Source organism: Streptomyces sp. NPDC031274 (genome assembly GCF_055570235.1).
This window is the reverse complement of the sequence record NZ_JBVIHP010000016.1, coordinates 76,696-91,568: the sequence shown is the minus strand read 5'-3', so window position 1 is coordinate 91,568 and position 14,873 is coordinate 76,696. Positions and strand designations below refer to the sequence as shown.

14 protein-coding genes are annotated in these 14,873 nt (G+C 70.9%); 5 read left to right on the top strand and 9 right to left on the bottom strand.

The genetic code is table 11. The features are described from left to right. Window positions 1-269: 269 nt before the first annotated feature. The 3 genes from ACZ5CR_RS24820 to ACZ5CR_RS24810 all read right to left on the bottom strand — a co-directional run bounded on the left by ACZ5CR_RS24820 (window position 270) and on the right by ACZ5CR_RS24810 (window position 4,340). Window positions 270-1,016, bottom strand: coding sequence for an AfsR/SARP family transcriptional regulator (locus tag ACZ5CR_RS24820; RefSeq protein ID WP_468860967.1), 747 nt, complete (start codon window positions 1,014-1,016; stop codon window positions 270-272). A 127-nt stretch (window positions 1,017-1,143) separates the two neighbouring features. Continuing rightward, window positions 1,144-3,975: a helix-turn-helix transcriptional regulator gene (locus tag ACZ5CR_RS24815; protein ID WP_468860965.1), complete on the bottom strand. Its 2,832-nt coding sequence runs from the start codon at window positions 3,973-3,975 to the stop codon at window positions 1,144-1,146. 155 nt (window positions 3,976-4,130) lie between these two features. Continuing rightward, window positions 4,131-4,340: a hypothetical protein gene (locus tag ACZ5CR_RS24810; protein ID WP_468860963.1), complete on the bottom strand. Its 210-nt coding sequence runs from the start codon at window positions 4,338-4,340 to the stop codon at window positions 4,131-4,133. 244 nt (window positions 4,341-4,584) lie between these two features. Between ACZ5CR_RS24810 and ACZ5CR_RS24805 the strand changes: the two genes are divergently transcribed. Both ACZ5CR_RS24805 and ACZ5CR_RS24800 read left to right on the top strand, forming a co-directional pair. Continuing rightward, entirely contained in the window at window positions 4,585-5,274 is a 690-nt protein-coding gene (locus ACZ5CR_RS24805; RefSeq protein ID WP_468860961.1) for a hypothetical protein, read from the top strand. A gap of 21 nt (window positions 5,275-5,295) precedes the next feature. Beyond that, a complete protein-coding gene (locus ACZ5CR_RS24800; protein ID WP_468860959.1) occupies window positions 5,296-6,288 on the top strand; it encodes a transporter substrate-binding domain-containing protein in 993 nt (330 codons plus the stop codon). Window positions 6,289-6,343: 55 nt separating this feature from the next. On the opposite strand, the gene ACZ5CR_RS24795 is transcribed toward ACZ5CR_RS24800, so the two are convergent. After that, window positions 6,344-7,441: an NADH:flavin oxidoreductase/NADH oxidase gene (locus ACZ5CR_RS24795; RefSeq protein ID WP_468860956.1), complete on the bottom strand. Its 1,098-nt coding sequence runs from the start codon at window positions 7,439-7,441 to the stop codon at window positions 6,344-6,346. Window positions 7,442-7,588: 147 nt separating this feature from the next. On the opposite strand from ACZ5CR_RS24795, the gene ACZ5CR_RS24790 reads away from it, so the two are divergent. Further along, window positions 7,589-7,954, top strand: a complete 366-nt coding sequence (locus ACZ5CR_RS24790; RefSeq protein ID WP_468860954.1) for an ArsR/SmtB family transcription factor — start codon at window positions 7,589-7,591, stop codon at window positions 7,952-7,954. 514 nt (window positions 7,955-8,468) lie between these two features. On the opposite strand, the gene ACZ5CR_RS24785 is transcribed toward ACZ5CR_RS24790, so the two are convergent. Next, window positions 8,469-9,815 carry an FAD-dependent oxidoreductase gene (locus ACZ5CR_RS24785; RefSeq protein WP_468860951.1) on the bottom strand — a complete coding sequence of 449 codons (1,347 nt, stop codon included), beginning with the start codon at window positions 9,813-9,815 and terminating at the stop codon, window positions 8,469-8,471. Window positions 9,816-10,016: 201 nt separating this feature from the next. Between ACZ5CR_RS24785 and ACZ5CR_RS24780 the strand changes: the two genes are divergently transcribed. Continuing rightward, complete coding sequence (locus ACZ5CR_RS24780) at window positions 10,017-10,556, top strand: DUF6214 family protein (RefSeq protein ID WP_468860948.1); 540 nt, start codon at window positions 10,017-10,019, stop codon at window positions 10,554-10,556. 72 nt (window positions 10,557-10,628) lie between these two features. Here the strand turns inward: ACZ5CR_RS24780 and ACZ5CR_RS24775 are convergent, their stop codons facing one another. The 3 genes from ACZ5CR_RS24775 to ACZ5CR_RS24765 all read right to left on the bottom strand — a co-directional run bounded on the left by ACZ5CR_RS24775 (window position 10,629) and on the right by ACZ5CR_RS24765 (window position 12,507). Further along, complete coding sequence (locus ACZ5CR_RS24775; RefSeq protein ID WP_468860946.1) at window positions 10,629-11,057, bottom strand: nuclear transport factor 2 family protein; 429 nt, start codon at window positions 11,055-11,057, stop codon at window positions 10,629-10,631. Between the two features lie 133 nt (window positions 11,058-11,190). Further along, window positions 11,191-11,970 (bottom strand): SDR family NAD(P)-dependent oxidoreductase, encoded by a 780-nt coding sequence (locus ACZ5CR_RS24770; protein ID WP_468860943.1) that lies wholly within the window; start codon window positions 11,968-11,970, stop codon window positions 11,191-11,193. 105 nt (window positions 11,971-12,075) lie between these two features. Continuing rightward, a complete protein-coding gene (locus tag ACZ5CR_RS24765; RefSeq protein ID WP_468860941.1) occupies window positions 12,076-12,507 on the bottom strand; it encodes an Rrf2 family transcriptional regulator in 432 nt (143 codons plus the stop codon). Window positions 12,508-12,769: 262 nt separating this feature from the next. On the opposite strand from ACZ5CR_RS24765, the gene ACZ5CR_RS24760 reads away from it, so the two are divergent. Further along, window positions 12,770-14,002, top strand: coding sequence for an MFS transporter (locus tag ACZ5CR_RS24760; protein WP_468860939.1), 1,233 nt, complete (start codon window positions 12,770-12,772; stop codon window positions 14,000-14,002). 31 nt (window positions 14,003-14,033) lie between these two features. Here the strand turns inward: ACZ5CR_RS24760 and ACZ5CR_RS24755 are convergent, their stop codons facing one another. Beyond that, on the bottom strand, window positions 14,034-14,696 hold the full coding sequence (locus ACZ5CR_RS24755) for a DUF305 domain-containing protein (RefSeq protein ID WP_468860937.1): 663 nt from the start codon (window positions 14,694-14,696) through the stop codon (window positions 14,034-14,036). Window positions 14,697-14,873 lie beyond the last annotated feature (177 nt).

The following is a 14,873-nucleotide window of genomic DNA, read 5'->3' as shown; positions in this document are numbered from 1 at the left end:
CGGCCGCGACGGCCGGGAGCCTGTGCCCCCGGCCGTCGCCGCTCCCGACGCCTCCTTTGCCGCGCGCGGCACCCCCGTGTCCGTGCGTGGCGGAGCGTCGGTGGCCTGCCGGCCGCGTCCCTCGACACGGCCGGCAGGGGTAGGTGGGTCGACCTGCGGCCCGTGCACCCCCGAGCGCGCACGGACAGACAGGCCTGCGGTGACGTGGTGGCGCGTCACCCGTTCTTGGGGAACCCCCGCCGCGTTCACGGCCACCATGGCTGCCTCCGTCAGGTCAGTGCGTGGCGCACCATCGTGCGGAACTGCTCCGAGGGTTCGATGCCGAGCTCCGTACGGAGCAGCCCGCGGAACGCCTTGAAGTGGCGTACCGCCTCCGCGAGGTTGTTCTCGGCGAGGTGCACCGTCACGACCGCCCGGTGCGCGCTCTCGCGCAGGGGATCGATCCGGGTGCACTCCAACGCGGCCTCAAGCGCGGGGGCGTACTGCTCCCGCGCCACGAGCCGTGCCGAAAGGGCCTCGAGCGCGTGCAGCCGCAGCTGGTGCAGCCGCTCGCGCTCGAACACCACCCAGTCCTGGTACCAGCCGGGCAGCAGTTCGCCCATGCCCATCAGCGAGGCGCACGCGGCCCCGGTCCCCTCTGCCGAGGCCGCGAGCATGTGGTGGGCCGTGACGGTGAAGTCCTGGACGTCCATCCGCACGCGCCGACTGAGCGCGAGCACCCCGGGCCGGGGATCGATGACGGCCGAACTCACCGCGTTGAGACGCCAGATGGCGGTGCGGAGGCAGGCACGCGCACGCTCCTCGGTGACATCGGGCCACAGTGTCCCCGCGAGCACCGAACGCGTCGCGGGACCGTGAAGACCGAGCAGGGCGAGCAACTGCTGCCCGCTGGAGGACACGTCGACCTGCCCGTCGCCGTCGCCCTCGCCGTGGCTGAGGTGGAATCCCCCGAGCAGCCGCAGACGCAGGGCCGGTGGCGCGTCTTCGCGTACCGCCGGACATTCCGTGACAGTCATCTGTGCACCCCCGATTGTGCGTCCCGTCCCCTGATCAGCCAAGAACCTACGCCGGGCGGCGGCAGGGTGCCTCAGGGAATCGCCCAGGGATAACCCCGGTGGGCCGGGGCTCCGGCCAGGGGATCGGCTAGGAGGTCTTGCGCCGGCCCTGGGGGGCGAAGTGGTGCACGAGCCCGATACGCGAGGCGATCCCGAGCTTCGTATAGGTGTGGCCCAAGTGGTACTCGATGGTCTTGACGCTCAGTGCGAGGGCGGTGGCGATCTGCCGGTTGGTGAAGCCCTGCGAGGCGAGACGCGCGACGGCCAGCTCCTGCGGGGTGAGCCCTTCGGCGGCGGAGTCGACGTCCCCCGGGTCGTGCGCGGGCCGCGGGGGCGCCGCACGCCCACAGGCGTCGAGCTCCCGCTCGCACCGCGCCAGGTAGGGCGCGGCGCCCAGTTCGCTCATCGTCGTGTACGCCGCCTGCAGCTGGGTCACGGCGACCGAGCGGCGGCCGATCCTGCGCAGGAACGCCCCGTGGTCGAGCTCGACGCGGGCGCGGCCGAAGGGCGAGGGGACCTGCGCCGCCTGGTCGTGCGCGCGCAGGAACGACGCCTGGGCGCGGTCCGTCTCCCGGCGTGCCGCGTGCAGATTGCCGCGCACCCGTGCCGCCGCGGAGAGCGCCGCGTGCTGCCCGCGCGCCGACGCCCGCTCCTCGTAGGGGAGAAGCACCGCCTCCGCCTCGTCGAACTCGCCGAGCTGGATGTGCGCGTCGATCAGCAGTTCACGCCAGGACACCACGCCCGGTTCGTTCACCCCGTCGTGCGTGGCGAAGTCGAGCAGCGGCCGAAGGGCCTCGACGACCCGCTCGGGCTCCGCGCGCGCCTCGGCGAAGGCCCCGTGCGCCGAGGCCGCGTAGGCGTACGCCAGGGCGCTCTCGTCGCAGCCCGGCGCGTCCAGGGCGAGCCGCAGGTGCACCGACGCGCGGTCCCAGCTGCCGCGTGCCGAGAGGATCCAGCTGGCGATGGCGTGCGTGACGGGCTTGAGCCACGACTGCTCGGTGTCGTCGGCGATCGACGCGGAGGCCTCGGCGTGGATCAGCGCCTCGTCCCAGTCGCCGAGCCGGTGCAGGGTCTGTGCGAGCGCCGAGGCCGAGAGCAGCCGCAACGGCACCGAGCCTTTGCGGCAGTTGGCCACCGCACCGAGCAAGTCCGCTCGTGCGCCCGGCAGATCGTCCGACCAGAGCCTCAACTGGCCCCGGGCGAGCAGCAGGTCGATCTTCGCGGGCGGGACGAGGAGGGGATCGGGAAGGTCGCCGGCGAGTTCGATGCCCTTCTTGGCGAACCCGCTGAGACCCAGCGCGAGAAGGTGGTTGAAGCGCAGCATCCGGCTCGGCCCCTGAAGGGTGGAGAGCCGCTGTGCGCGCTCCGCCCACTGGGCGGCGTCGGCGGAGCGCCCCCGCATCACGGCGGCGTAGCTGAGCTGCTCGGCCGCCCGCGCGGCCAGCGAGGGGTCGCTCTCCTGGTCGCACTGGTTCCAGGCGTCGACGAGCAGTGTCTGCGCCTGCTCCATACGCCCTTGGACGCGCGCCACATATCCGCGTACGTAGCCGCGCAGCGCCGGATCCGCGCTTGCCGAAAGACCGGCCGCGAGCTCGGCCGACTCGTGCACCCGGCCGTCGAGCAGCAGCGCCTCGACCGCCTCGACGGCGAGCCGGTCGCGTTCCGGGTCGGTCGTCGCCACGCGTGACGCGTGGCGCAGGTGGGTGCCCGCGACCGCCCACTGCCCGGTGGCCGCCTCGCGCCGCGCGCAGGCGGCGAGCGCGGCGGCGAGATGCTCATCGGGTCCCGTGGAGGCGAGCACGCGGTGCCGCAGACTCGCGTAGTCGTCGCCGACCAGGGCCGCGGCCCGCGTGTGCAGGTCGGCCCGGTGCGCGGGGCCGATGTCCTGGTAGACGGCGGCGTGCACGAGTGGATGCGGGAAGGAGATCTCGGGCGTGACCCCCGGTTGCGTCTCCTTCAACAGCCCTGCTTTGACCGCCCGTTCCAGCGCGGGCAGGGGTGCGGTGACGCGGGCGAGCGAAGCGGCCACGCTCAGCGGGCAGGAGAGCCCGAGCACGCTGACCGCCTGGACGAGCCGCAGCGCCTGGGACCCGCACTCCGCGAGGTTGGCGAGCACCAGCATGGCGTACGAACGGGGCGCGGGCAGTGGTGTGGTGACGTCCCGCAGGACGTGCGAGGGCACCTGGTCGAGGAGCGCGCGGGCGTGCAGCGGATTGCCGTGCGTGTGGTCGTGGAGACGTACGGAGGCGGAGTGCGGCAGCCGGTCCGCCCACAACTGTGCGCTGAGGGAGCCCAGTTCGTCCGGGCTGAGTCCGTGCAGCGGGATCCGCCGGGTGCGGACGTCGGCGAGCAGCCTGCGAATGCCGTCCGGCAGCTGGGGTGCCTGTGGGTCCCGCGCCGTCACGATCGCCAGGACCTTGTCGACGCGCAGCCGCCGCAGCGCGAAGGTCAGCGCGTTCAGGGACGCGGAGTCGGCCCAGTGGGCGTCGTCGAGCACCAGGATGACAGGGCCCTTGTCCTGCAACTCGCTCAGCAGGTCGAGCAGCCCGAAGCCGGCCGAGAGCGGCGGCAGGGTACCGGGTGCCGAGCGGGGCGTGCGGACCAGCGAGCCCAGGCAGTCCGGCAGTGGGATCGGGCTCTGCCCGACGAACTGGGCGAGCACCCCACAGGGCAGCGCGCTCTCGTTCTCCTCGCCGCTGGCCTGCAGTACGCACGCCTCGCCCACCGTGTCCAGGAACCTGCGCACCAGTGCGGTCTTGCCGATGCCGCCGGGCCCGTCGACCAGGACGAGGCGCGGCACACCTTCGCACGCGCTGCGGAACTCCTCCTGGAGCGCGGCCAGTTCGCGCCTGCGCCCGGAGAACGCCTCATGCGGCGCCGGTGCGTGGACAAAGCCGTTCAGAATGTTGCCGGACGTCATCACCGCCCCCACATGTCGGCACCCGGTACGGACGCCGGGAATGTGACGGCGACCCGTGCCGGGCGCATGGCCCTGAACGTCCACGATGATGCCGAAACCGGTGTCGGTACAAGCAGATTACCGGCTCCCGGAGAGCTGATTGCCGTGCCGTGGGATCAGGCGTCACAGGAGTCACCATCCGCCGCGGAGGCCGGTTCTCCGTTCTCGTTGGAGGCGGCGTCCGGGGGTGGTTCGAGCAGCGAGAGCAGTTCGAGCCAGCCGTGGAACTGAGTGCGGTGGCCCGTGTCTCCTTGCTGGTCTCCCTCGTCCACCACGTTCCCGTGCACGCCCCCAGGCGAGCGGAACACCTCGATGACGTAACGCACAACGCCCTCCCGAGGGCCGGTGAAGGCCCCGAACCGTGACACATCGCGACGGAGATCCACGGTACGAATCCCGGTTCGCCCGTCGCGTCAGGGAGTCACCTAGGGATGTCCCCAGTCACCGACCCTTGGCCAAGGATGTGACACCCCGAACGCCTCCTGAAATAACGCTGGTTGTGGGTGTTTCAGGTAACTCTCTGTGCCATCCTTGCCCTCCACACGCATCAGTTGCACGCGGGGGTGTCACATGACTGCGCCGACGGAGCGCGCCCCGGAGGGCGGCGAAACACGTACACCGGCACCGGACCCCGGGGACGATCGCTTCCTCGGGCAGCAGTTCTCCCTTCATCTCGTGGCGATGCTCGTCCTCGTGGCCGTCGCGGTCTGGGGTGGCACGGCCGGCGCGGTGACCTCGGCCACCCTCTTCATCGCGTACGCCTCGACCATGACGGGGCGTGCGGCGAGGAGCGAACGGCCCGAGGCGGCGCAGCACCTGCGGGCCTTCCTCGGCGCGATGCTGGTCGCGCTGCTCGTCGGGGCCGTCGTCTGGGGCATCCGCTCGTGGGTGCTCGCCGCGAAGCCGGTCGACGTGACGCCCCAGGCAGAGCTGACGGACGCCACTCTCGACACGGACGGAACGGCGAGGCTCACCGTGAAGACCGATCCGGGCGGCAGTTCCGAACTGAGGGTGGCCCTCGCGGCGCGGGACGGGGTGGCGGGGGGCTCTCCCTGCCTGGCCCTGAGCAGCCTGCGGTTCCAGGGTGCGGACATCGACGCGAAGGGCCCCGTCGACCTGGAACGCACCCTCACCACCACGCTCGACCTGGTGGACGACACGGGGCCGGAGGTCTCGGTCGACATACAACTGGCCGACAGTGCCGAAAGCAACGACTGCCGGGTCAGCCTCACGCTCGAGAAGGCGGAGTACCGCCGCTAGCCCAAGCCCAAGGGAGAGTCCATGTCCTCCGTGTCCTCGGTGTCCTCGGTGTCCTTCAGAGCGCGACGCCCGCGGCTCGCCACCGCCGTATGCCTTCTCGCCCTCAGTCTGACCGCGGCGTGCAGCGACGGCGGGTCGGGCAAGGGCTCCGACGAGTCCCGGCCTCCGGGCGGCACCACCAAGAAGAGCGATGCGCCGCCCTCGATATTCACCGGGACGGTGAACATCGCGGTGAAGAAGGGGCAGCCCGGCTTCAGTACCCGCAGCGAGGAGGAGGACGACTTCGCCGGATTCGAGGCGCAGTTGGTGGAGTTCCTCAGCTCGAAGCTCCACTTCAAGGCCGCGGACTGGGACGTCCAGTCACGCGACCGCGAGAACGTGCTGAGCGACAAGAGCATGGACATGGTGGTGGCCACCTACTCCATCACCGATCAGCGGGACAAGGCGGTCGACTTCACGGCTCCGTACTTCAAGACCTACCAAGGGGTGCTTGTCCGCAAGGACTACACCGGCATCGCGAGGCTGGCGGACGTCGACGGCAAGCGGGTGTGCAGCGTGCGCGGATCCACCGGCGACCCGGACAGCGAACAGGACCTCAAGGCGAAGAAGGCCATCCGCGCCGCCCTGGGCCAGGAGGTGGTGGCCGAGCTCCGCAACAGCTACAAGACTTGTGTCAAGGAGCTCATCAACGGCAACTTCGAGGCCGTCTGGACGGACAAGATCATCCTTGAGGGCTTCGCCCAGGACCCGCGGTACGCCGACAAGGTCGAGGTGGCGCGGAACATCACGGTCAAGAACCGGCAGTTCTACGGGATCGGCCTGCGTGAGGGCCAGACCGAGGACTGCCACCGGCTGAACGACGTCCTGGAGGACTTCCTCCAGACCAACTGGTCCCTGGCCTTCCAGACGTACTTCCCGAAGGTCACCGCGCGGGCGAGCGCCTTCGAGCAGGACTACAAGCCCACCGACGTCGAGTTCAGGAAACTCAGGAAGACGTCGTGCGGCGGCAAGTAGCCCTGCGCGGCGGCAAGTGCCCTGCGCGGCGGCAAGCGGCTGTGTGCGGCGGGGCTCACACCATCCGGTGGTACTGCTGGGGGGTGGCGACCTCGCCGCCGAGCTCGTGCGCGGCGTGCCGGGCCCACGAGGGGTTGCGCAGGAGCTCGCGGCCCAGGAGCACGGCGTCCGCCTCGCCGTTGGCGAGGATCTTCTCCGCCTGCTCGGCGTCGGTGATCAGGCCGACGGCCGCCACGGGGAGCGACGTCTCCGCCTTCACCCGTGCCGCGAAGGGCACCTGATAGCCGGGGCCCGTCTTGATGCGGGCCTTCGGGGCGTTGCCTCCGCTGGAGACGTCCAGGAGGTCCACGCCGTGGGCGTGCAGTTCCTTCGCGAGGCGGACCGTGTCGTCGGCCGTCCAGCCCTCGCGCCCGTCCTCGGGGTTCTCCGTCAGCCAGTCGGTCGCGGAGATCCGGAAGAAGAGGGGCAACTCCTCGGGCCAGACCGCGCGGACGGCGTCGACGACTTCGAGGGCGAGCCGGGAGCGGTTCTCGAAGGAGCCGCCGTACTCGTCCGTACGGTGATTGCTGAACGGCGAGAGGAATTCGCCGATGAGGTAGCCGTGGGCGCCGTGGATCTCGACGACCTCGAAGCCCGCGTCGAGCGCGCGCCGGGCCGCGTCCGCGAACTGCCCGACGACGTCGCGGATCTCCTGCGCGGTGAGTTCGTGCGGCAGGAGGTGGCCCTCGTCGAAGGGGAGCGGGCTTGGCGCCACCGGCTGCCAGCCTTGCTCCTCCTGGCCGAGGGGGCCGCCGCCCTTCCAGGGGCGGTCGGTCGATGCCTTGCGGCCCGCGTGGGCGATCTGGATGCCCGGAGTGGTGCCGTGGGTCTTCAGGAAGCCGGTGATGCGGCGGAACGCCTCGACCTGCGTGTCGTTCCATATCCCGAGGTCGGCGGGGCTGATGCGGCCCTCGGGGCTCACGGCCGACGCCTCGACGAGGATCAGGCCGGTGCCGCCGGCGGCACGCGCCGCGTAGTGGGCGAAGTGCCAGTCGTTGGCGACGCCCGCGTTCGGCCCGAACACCTCGGTCGAGTACTGGCACATCGGTGCCATCCACACGCGGTTGGGGATGGTCAGCGATCGCAGGGTGTAGGGCTCGAACAGCGCGCTCACGGCGGACTCCATTCGTCACGGACGTCGGTACTCGTCGTACGATAGACCTCGTAGTACGGCAGATGTCAAACTACGATGAGTCTCGTACTATGGAGCCTTGAGAAGACGCGAAGCCCGGACGTGAAGCCCCGACGAAGTGGAGCCGTCATGACGACCGCCGCACCGATCAGCAGCCGTGCGCTCGACCATCCGGCGCGCGCGGAGATCCGGCTCGAGGGCGTGCTCCACGCACTGTCGGACCCCATGCGCCTGCGAGTCGTACGGCAGCTGGCCAGGGACGAGGCGGGACTCGACGGGCTCTCCTGTTCGCAGATCGACCTCCCCGTCACGAAGTCCACGAGCACCCACCACTTCAGGGTGCTGCGCGAGAGCGGCGTGATCCAACAGATCTACCGAGGCACGGCCAAGCTCAACGGCTTGCGCCGCGACGACCTGGACGCACTCTTCCCCGGACTCCTGGACAGCGTCCTAGAGGCGGCGAGAACACAGGCAGAACGCACGGGCGCCCCGTAGGGGGGCGCGAGGAACCGCGCGCCCGGCCCCCACAGGCCCGCAGGCCAAGCGCCGTGCAGGGGCGCCCCGCAGGGGCGCGGGGAACTGCGCGATCAGCCCCCACTGGCCCGCAGATGCGCACGGTCCCAGTTCAGGGCTCAGCGTTGTGCGCCGTAGGGGTGGTCGGGGCAGTTCAAGCGCCGCGCAGGGGCGCCCGTAGGGGGCGCGGGGAACTGCGCGATCAGCCCCCGCTGGCCCGCAGATGCGCACGGTCCCGGCTCAGCGTTCAGCGTTGTGCGCCGCAGGGATGGTCGGGGCAGTTCAAGCGCCGCGCAGGGGCGCCCGTAGGGGGCGCGGGGAACTGCGCGATCAGCCCCCGCTGGCCCGCAGATGCGCACGGTCCCGGCTCAGCGTTCAGCGTTGTGCGCCGCAGGGATGGTCGGGGCAGTTCAAGCGCGGTGCACGGGCGCCCGTAGGGGGCGCGGGGAACTGCGCGATCAGCCCCCACTGGCCCGCAGATCCGCACGGTCCCAGCTCAGCGCTCAGCGCCAGCCGCTCCCAGCAGCCCGGGCCAGTCGGGGATCTTCACGGGCCCGCGCCCCAGCGAGACGCCAAGTGCCGCCTCCGCGCGCTCGATCGCCAGCCAGCCCTGCCACTCGACGAGGTGAAGGCCCGCGTCACGGAGAGCGGGCAGAGGGTCCTCCGGTATCCCCCTCTGTACGAGTGCGGGGGCGTCGTCGAGCAGGGAGAGCACCGTCTCCTTGGCGCACGGGCGGTTGGTCCCGATGACGCCCGTCGGCCCCCTCTTGATCCAGCCCGCCACATACTCCCCGGGGGACGTGACGCCACCCCGCAGCACCCGCCCCGCCGTATGCGGCACAGTGCCGAGCCCGTCATCGAACGGCAGCCCGTCGATGGGCACCCCGCGGTAGCCGACCGAGCGCAGGACCAACTGCCCCGCGATGTCCTCGTACCGCCCGGAACCCCTCACCCCGCCGAGCCCGTCGGGCAGCGTCCGCTCGAACCGCACCCCGCCGACCCGCCCCGCCGCCTCCGTCACGGCCACGGGGCGCAGGAAGAACCGGAGCCGGATGCGGCGGGGCAGGTGCCGCGTCGGGCGCTCGGCCCAGCCGCGCATCACCTCGACGTTGCGGCGGCCCGCCGCGGTCAGGCCGGAGGGGTCGGCGTACGCGGGATCGAGCGCCAACTCCGCGGGATCCACGATCACGTCGGTGTCCGGGAGCGAGCCGAGCTCGCGCAGTTCCTTGGTGGTGAAGCGCGCCTGCGAAGGGCCGCGCCGCCCCACCATGTGGACCTCGCGCACCCGGCTCTCGGCAAGGACCCCGAGCGCCGCCTGCGGAATGTCGGTGGGCCGCAGCTCGGCCGCGTCACGCGCCAGCATCCGCGCGACGTCCACCGCGACGTTCCCGACGCCGATGACCACGGCGGACTCCACACCTCGTACGAAGCCGTCGGCCGCCGCGTCCGGGTGCGCGCTGTACCAGGACACGAACTCCGTGGCCGAGTGGCTCCCCGGCAGATCCTCGCCCGGCACCCCCAGTCTGCGGTCCGCCGCCGCACCCACGCAGTAGACGACCGCGTGGTAGTGGTCGAGCAGCCGCGCGGTCGGGAATCCGCCGGGGCCGATCTCGATGCCGCCGAGGAAGCGGACACGGTCGTGTTCGAGGACCGTACGCAGGTTGCCCTGGAGGGACTTGATCTTCTCGTGGTCCGGCGCGACGCCGTAACGGACGAGCCCATAGGGGCAGGGGAGCCGGTCGATGACGTCGACGCGCACCCCCGGCACGCGGTCCTGCTGGACAAGGGACTGTGCGGTGTAGACCCCGCTCGGGCCTGATCCGACGACGGCGACCTGCAGCACGGCGGTGCTCCTTCCGCGAGGTGGCCTCGGGGGGTGAACTCAGCATCGCACCCCGGTGCGTCGAGGGGGAGATGTGGTGAGGGGCGCGTTGATCCGGGCACCGATCCGGGATCCGATCCGGGCATCGCTCCGGGACCCGGTCCGGGCACCGCTCGGGATCCGAGCCGGGCGCTCGCTCCAGGGCGTGCCGTTCGTGACCTAATGCGATCGCACGGCTACCTTTTGATTGTGCTTGAGAGCCCCTTTCTTGGCGTTTCTGATCACTATCGGCCGAATGCTGCTGGCTCGCCCTCATACCCGCCCTCAGCCCAGCCCTCGTCCCAGCACCCGTCCCAGCCCTCGTTCCACGTACGGCTGACCTTCGGTGACGGAGTCGCCATCGACGCACGGGCCGTGGTCTCGGAAGGGCGGATCACTCTGGAGGGCCTGCACGCTCAGCCACCGCATCCGGCCGACGACCCGTCGCACCCGCACCCGCACCCGCATCCGCACCCGCATCCGCATCCGCTCCCGCACCTGTATCCGGAGCCGCCCGCCGCACACCGCGCCCGCCCGTCGTGGCCGCGCGGGCGCGAGGGGCGGCTGATGGTTGCTCAGGAGTACCGCACGGCGCAGGCCGAGGGGCGTGACCCCGTGCTCGCGGTGATGCACGCGACGGGCCGCAGCCGCCGCAGGTCCCTCAAGCTCATCGCCTCGGCGCGGGACGCGGGCGCCCTGCCCCCGCGCCACAACCGCCGTTGACGCACGCGAGCACACGAGCGGTGCGCCCCCGCCTCCGTGAGCAGCCGCTGATCGGTTCCGCGTCCGCCCCGGTCAGCTGTCCGTCCGGGGCATGGCCCGGGCGACGGCCAGGGTGTCCTCGAACAGGTGGAGGCGTTCGATGCGCCCGCCGCGGACCGTGAGACGGAAGGCCACGGGGGTGGTGAATCGGCGGCCGGTGGACTTGACGGTGTGTGTGAACCGGCCGAACAGGGCCGCCTCGTCGCCGTCCACCAGGACCTGGTCGATCTGTGACTCGCTCTCGCCTTCGACGAAGACGGGCCACATCGTGCGGAAGTACGCGGACACCTGCTCGCGGCGGGTGCGTCGGCCGGTCCACGGCAGGCTGCTGTCGCCGGGGACGAACCAGTCGATGTCGTCGGCGAACAGATCGGCCAGACCGTCCGCGTCCGCCGCCGCCAGCAGGTGGAGGAAGCGGCTGATCGTGTCCTGAACGCTGACGGGCTGCTGGGGTGCGGGCATGGTGACTCCTCGCGCAGTGACGTACGTGGTGGTGAGACGGCCGCGCTCCGGGGCGGGCCGACTTGGTGGCGGTGGCGTGCCGCCTGATGGTCGGCTGGGCCGTGCCGCCTGTCGGGCAGCTGGGCCGGGCAGGTCAGACCTGGGCCAGTCCTCCGTCGACGAAGAACTCGGCTCCGGTGCTGAAAGAGCTCTGCTCGCTCGCCAGGAAGGCCGCCAGAGCGGCCGCTTCCTCGGGCCGTCCCATGCGGCCCATGGGGAGTTGGGCGGCAAGTGCCGCGTGGAACTGTTCGGCGCCCTGCCCCACCCCTGCCGCGAGGCCGTCGATGCCCGGCGTGGCGATGGGGCCGGGCGTCATCACGTTCACCCGCACCCCCCTTGGTGCCAGCTCGGAGGCCCATGTGCGGGCCAGGCTCCGGATGGCGGCCTTGGACGCCGCGTAGACCCCGAGCCCCTCGCCGCCCTGTCCCGCGTTGGTGGACGACAGCAGAATGACGGATGCCCCCGGCGCCAGCAGAGGCAGTGACTTCTGCACGGTCAGCAGGGTCCCCTTGACGTTGACGTCGAAGGTCCGGGCGAAATGATCCTCGGTGGCGTCCTCCAGGCGGGCGTACTCCCCGATTCCGGCGTTGGCCACCACGACGTCAAGGCGGCGGCCGTCCCGCTGGATGGCGGCGAAGAGCCGGTCGAGGTCGTCGGCCTGCGCCACGTCGCACTGCACGGCCACCGCGGTGGGCCCGGCTTCCGCCGCGGCGGCCTCAAGCTCCGCGGCCCGCCGTCCGGCCAGATACACAGTGGCTCCGTCGGCGGCGAAGCGTCGGGCCACGGCCCGCCCGATGCCGCTGGAGGCTCCGGTCACCAAGGCGGTCTTGCCGGTCATCTGTCCCTTGTTCTCCATGGATTCCACCTGACTCATTGACGTAACCATTGCAGTTACATTGAGGATCTGAAAGAAGCGGCCATGTCGGCCGCGTAATGCGTAATGCGTAACGCGTGGTGCGTGACGCGTGGTGCGTAAAGGTCAGTGAGGGGAAAGTGTGTCGTTCAGGACGTCGGCCACCGTCGTCCGGGCCAACTCCGCCCGAACGGTCTGGTCGAGCCGGTCGTAGACGCCGCCCAGTGCGGGCTGGATGCCCGCGCCCACGACGCACTCCTTGTTGGGCTCCGCGCGGTGCATGCCGAACAGCGGGCCCGACCCGATGGCCTCGTACACGTCCAGCAAGGTGATCGTGGCGAGTTCGCGGCTGAGCATCCATCCCGCTCCGGAGCCGCGCTGGGCGTGCACCAGGCCCGCTGTCCGGAGCTCGCCGAGCAAGCGCCGGATCACCACGGGATTGGTGTTCGCGCTGCCCGCGATCTGCTCCGAGGTGGCTACCTCGAAGCCTCGGCTCTGATAGAGACCCACCCACGCCAGAGCGTGGACGGCGACGGTCAACCTGCTGTTGGCGCTCACGGCACCCCCTCACTTGTCGTAACAGTAAACGTTACGACAACCGCGGGCAAGCCGCGACGTCCTCACACAACCCATGGTTGTGGATGACCGCCGATGCGGTTGTTTGCCCTGTGGGTACGCCGCCGGATTGGATACCGCAGGTCAAGCAGCGGTTGTCCAAGGGGCAGGGATGGCGGGAATGGCAGGGGCGGCAGCGAGCGGGGAAGGCGAACGGCCCAGGCGGCCCAGGCGGACGAGGGGGACGAGGCAGTCCAGACGGTCCTTGGGGCGGCAGTTCGGATGGCTGTGGGCGGCCTACGCGGTCAGTGCGTTCGGCACGCGGCTCGCGTTCGACGCCTTCCCCTTGATCGCGATCCTCGCCCTGGACGCCGGTCCGACGCAGGTGTCGGTCCTCGCGGCGGCGGGCTTCGCGGTGGGCGCGGTGGTCGCGGTGCCGCTCGGACCGTGGGTGGAGTTCCGCCGCAAGCGGGCGGTGATGATCGCGATGGACCTGGTCCGGTGCGCGGCCCTGCTCAGCGTCCCCGCCGCGTTCGCGCTCGGTCTGCTCGGCTTCGGTCAGCTCCTGTTCGTGGCGGTCGTCGTCGGCGCGGCCGACATCGCCTTCAGCGCGGCGAGCGGTGCGAGCCTCAAGGCGCTCGTGCGGCCGCAGGACCTGCTCGTCGCGAACGGCCGTCTGGAGTCCACGAGTTGGACCGCCCTGATGCTCGGGCCGCCGCTGGGCGGAGCCGCGATCGGGCTCTTCGGGCCGGTGATGACCGTGGTGGCCGACGCGGTCAGCTTTCTGCTCTCGGCCCTGGGGATCCGCGCGATCGGCGGCAAGGAGCCGCACCCTGATCGCAGCGGGCAGCCGTCCCGGTTCCGGGCGGGCGATCTGCTCGACGGATGGCGGTACATCCTCGCGGGCCCGATGCTGCGCCCGCTGTTCTTCAACATGATCCTCAACAACGGCCTGATCATGGCGACGTCGCCCCTTCTCGTCGTCCTCATGGTCGGCGAACTCGGCTTCGCGCCCTGGCAGTACGGCCTGGCCTTCGCCGTGCCCTGCGTCGGCGGTCTGATCGGCTCGCGGCTCGCCCAGCCGCTCGTCCAACGGTTCGGGCGGCACCGGGTCCTGCTCACCGCGGGGACACTGCGGGCGTGCTGGCTGCTCGGCCTTGCTTTCATCGGCCCCGGTGTCGCAGGACTCGTCATCGTCATCGTCGTCGAGCTCGGCCTGATCACGTGCTCGGGCCTGTTCAACCCGGTGTTCGCCACCTACCGGCTCGACCACACACCGCCGGACCGCGTCGCCCGCACCCTGTCCGCCTGGTCGGTCACCAGCAAGCTCAGCATCGCGGCCCTGACCGGGCTGTGGGGCCTCCTCGCGGGCGCCACAGGACCGCGCACCGCGATCGGGATCGCCGGGATCCTCATCCTGGCCACTCCGCTGCTCCTCCCGCGACGCGACCACGTGCCGCCGCACGAGCGGGAGTTGACCGAGGAGAGTCGCACATGAGAGGCGCGGCACCCGTGCCGCGCCCGCGGCATCACATCTTGCGCATCCGGCCGATCTCCGCCGTCTGCTGCGCGATCACGTCGTTCGCCATCTCCTCGGCCTGGATGTTGTTTCCGTCGGAGAGAAGATCCGTAGCCATCGTGACCGCGCCATTGTGGTGAGTGATCATGAGCTTCAGGAAGAGCTCGTCGAACGCCTTGCCCTTCGCGGCACGCAACTGCTTCAGCTGCCCCTCCGTGGCCATGCCCGGCATCGTCCCGTGGTCGTGTCCCGCGTGCTTCTTCGCGCCGCCGTGACTCTTCAGCCAGCCCTTCATGGCGCCGATCTCCGGACGTTGCGCGGCCGCGATGCGGTCGGCGAGGCGCTCGACCTTCGTGGAATCGGCGCGCTTCGGGGCGAGTTCGGTCATCGTCAGGGCCTGGCCGTGGTGCGTGATCATCATCTGTACGTAGGTGAAGTCCGCCGAGTTGGGGGTGTCGTCGTCGGTTCTCTTCTTGGCCGCGTCCTCCGCGGACATGGTCGCGGCCGTCTCGCCCGGCTTGCCCGGAGCGATGACCGAGGGGCCTGGTGCGGCTTTCCCGCTCGGCGTCGAACCGGCGCCGGAACCCTCGGAACCTCCTGAATCGCAGGCGCCGAGCGTCAGAAGGGCGGCCGTGAGGAACACGGCTGCGGCGGGCGTACGACGGTTGGGCACGGCTGCCTCCTGTGGCGCGCTGGGGAGTTGAGGACCGTCCTAGCACGCTTACGCGCGTGAGTGATCAAAAACTTTCATTACAGGTGCGTTGCCATCTGTTGATCTGTGCATGATGAGCACGATACTGCGGGTGTCCGTGAACCGTTCGACTGCGAACGGCGACCAGGGCGACTAGGG

Excerpts from the sequence above, each read along its gene's own strand:
- ACZ5CR_RS24820 (WP_468860967.1), bottom strand. The coding sequence starts at position 1,016 with ATGACTGTCACGGAATGTCCGGCGGTACGCGAAGACGCGCCACCGGCC.
- ACZ5CR_RS24800 (WP_468860959.1), top strand. The coding sequence starts at position 5,296 with ATGTCCTCCGTGTCCTCGGTGTCCTCGGTGTCCTTCAGAGCGCGACGC.
- ACZ5CR_RS24780 (WP_468860948.1), top strand. The coding sequence starts at position 10,017 with ATGCGATCGCACGGCTACCTTTTGATTGTGCTTGAGAGCCCCTTTCTT.
- ACZ5CR_RS24790 (WP_468860954.1), top strand. The coding sequence starts at position 7,589 with ATGACGACCGCCGCACCGATCAGCAGCCGTGCGCTCGACCATCCGGCG.
- ACZ5CR_RS24770 (WP_468860943.1), bottom strand. The coding sequence starts at position 11,970 with ATGAGTCAGGTGGAATCCATGGAGAACAAGGGACAGATGACCGGCAAG.
- ACZ5CR_RS24775 (WP_468860946.1), bottom strand. The coding sequence starts at position 11,057 with ATGCCCGCACCCCAGCAGCCCGTCAGCGTTCAGGACACGATCAGCCGC.
- ACZ5CR_RS24815 (WP_468860965.1), bottom strand. The coding sequence starts at position 3,975 with ATGACGTCCGGCAACATTCTGAACGGCTTTGTCCACGCACCGGCGCCG.
- ACZ5CR_RS24805 (WP_468860961.1), top strand. The coding sequence starts at position 4,585 with ATGACTGCGCCGACGGAGCGCGCCCCGGAGGGCGGCGAAACACGTACA.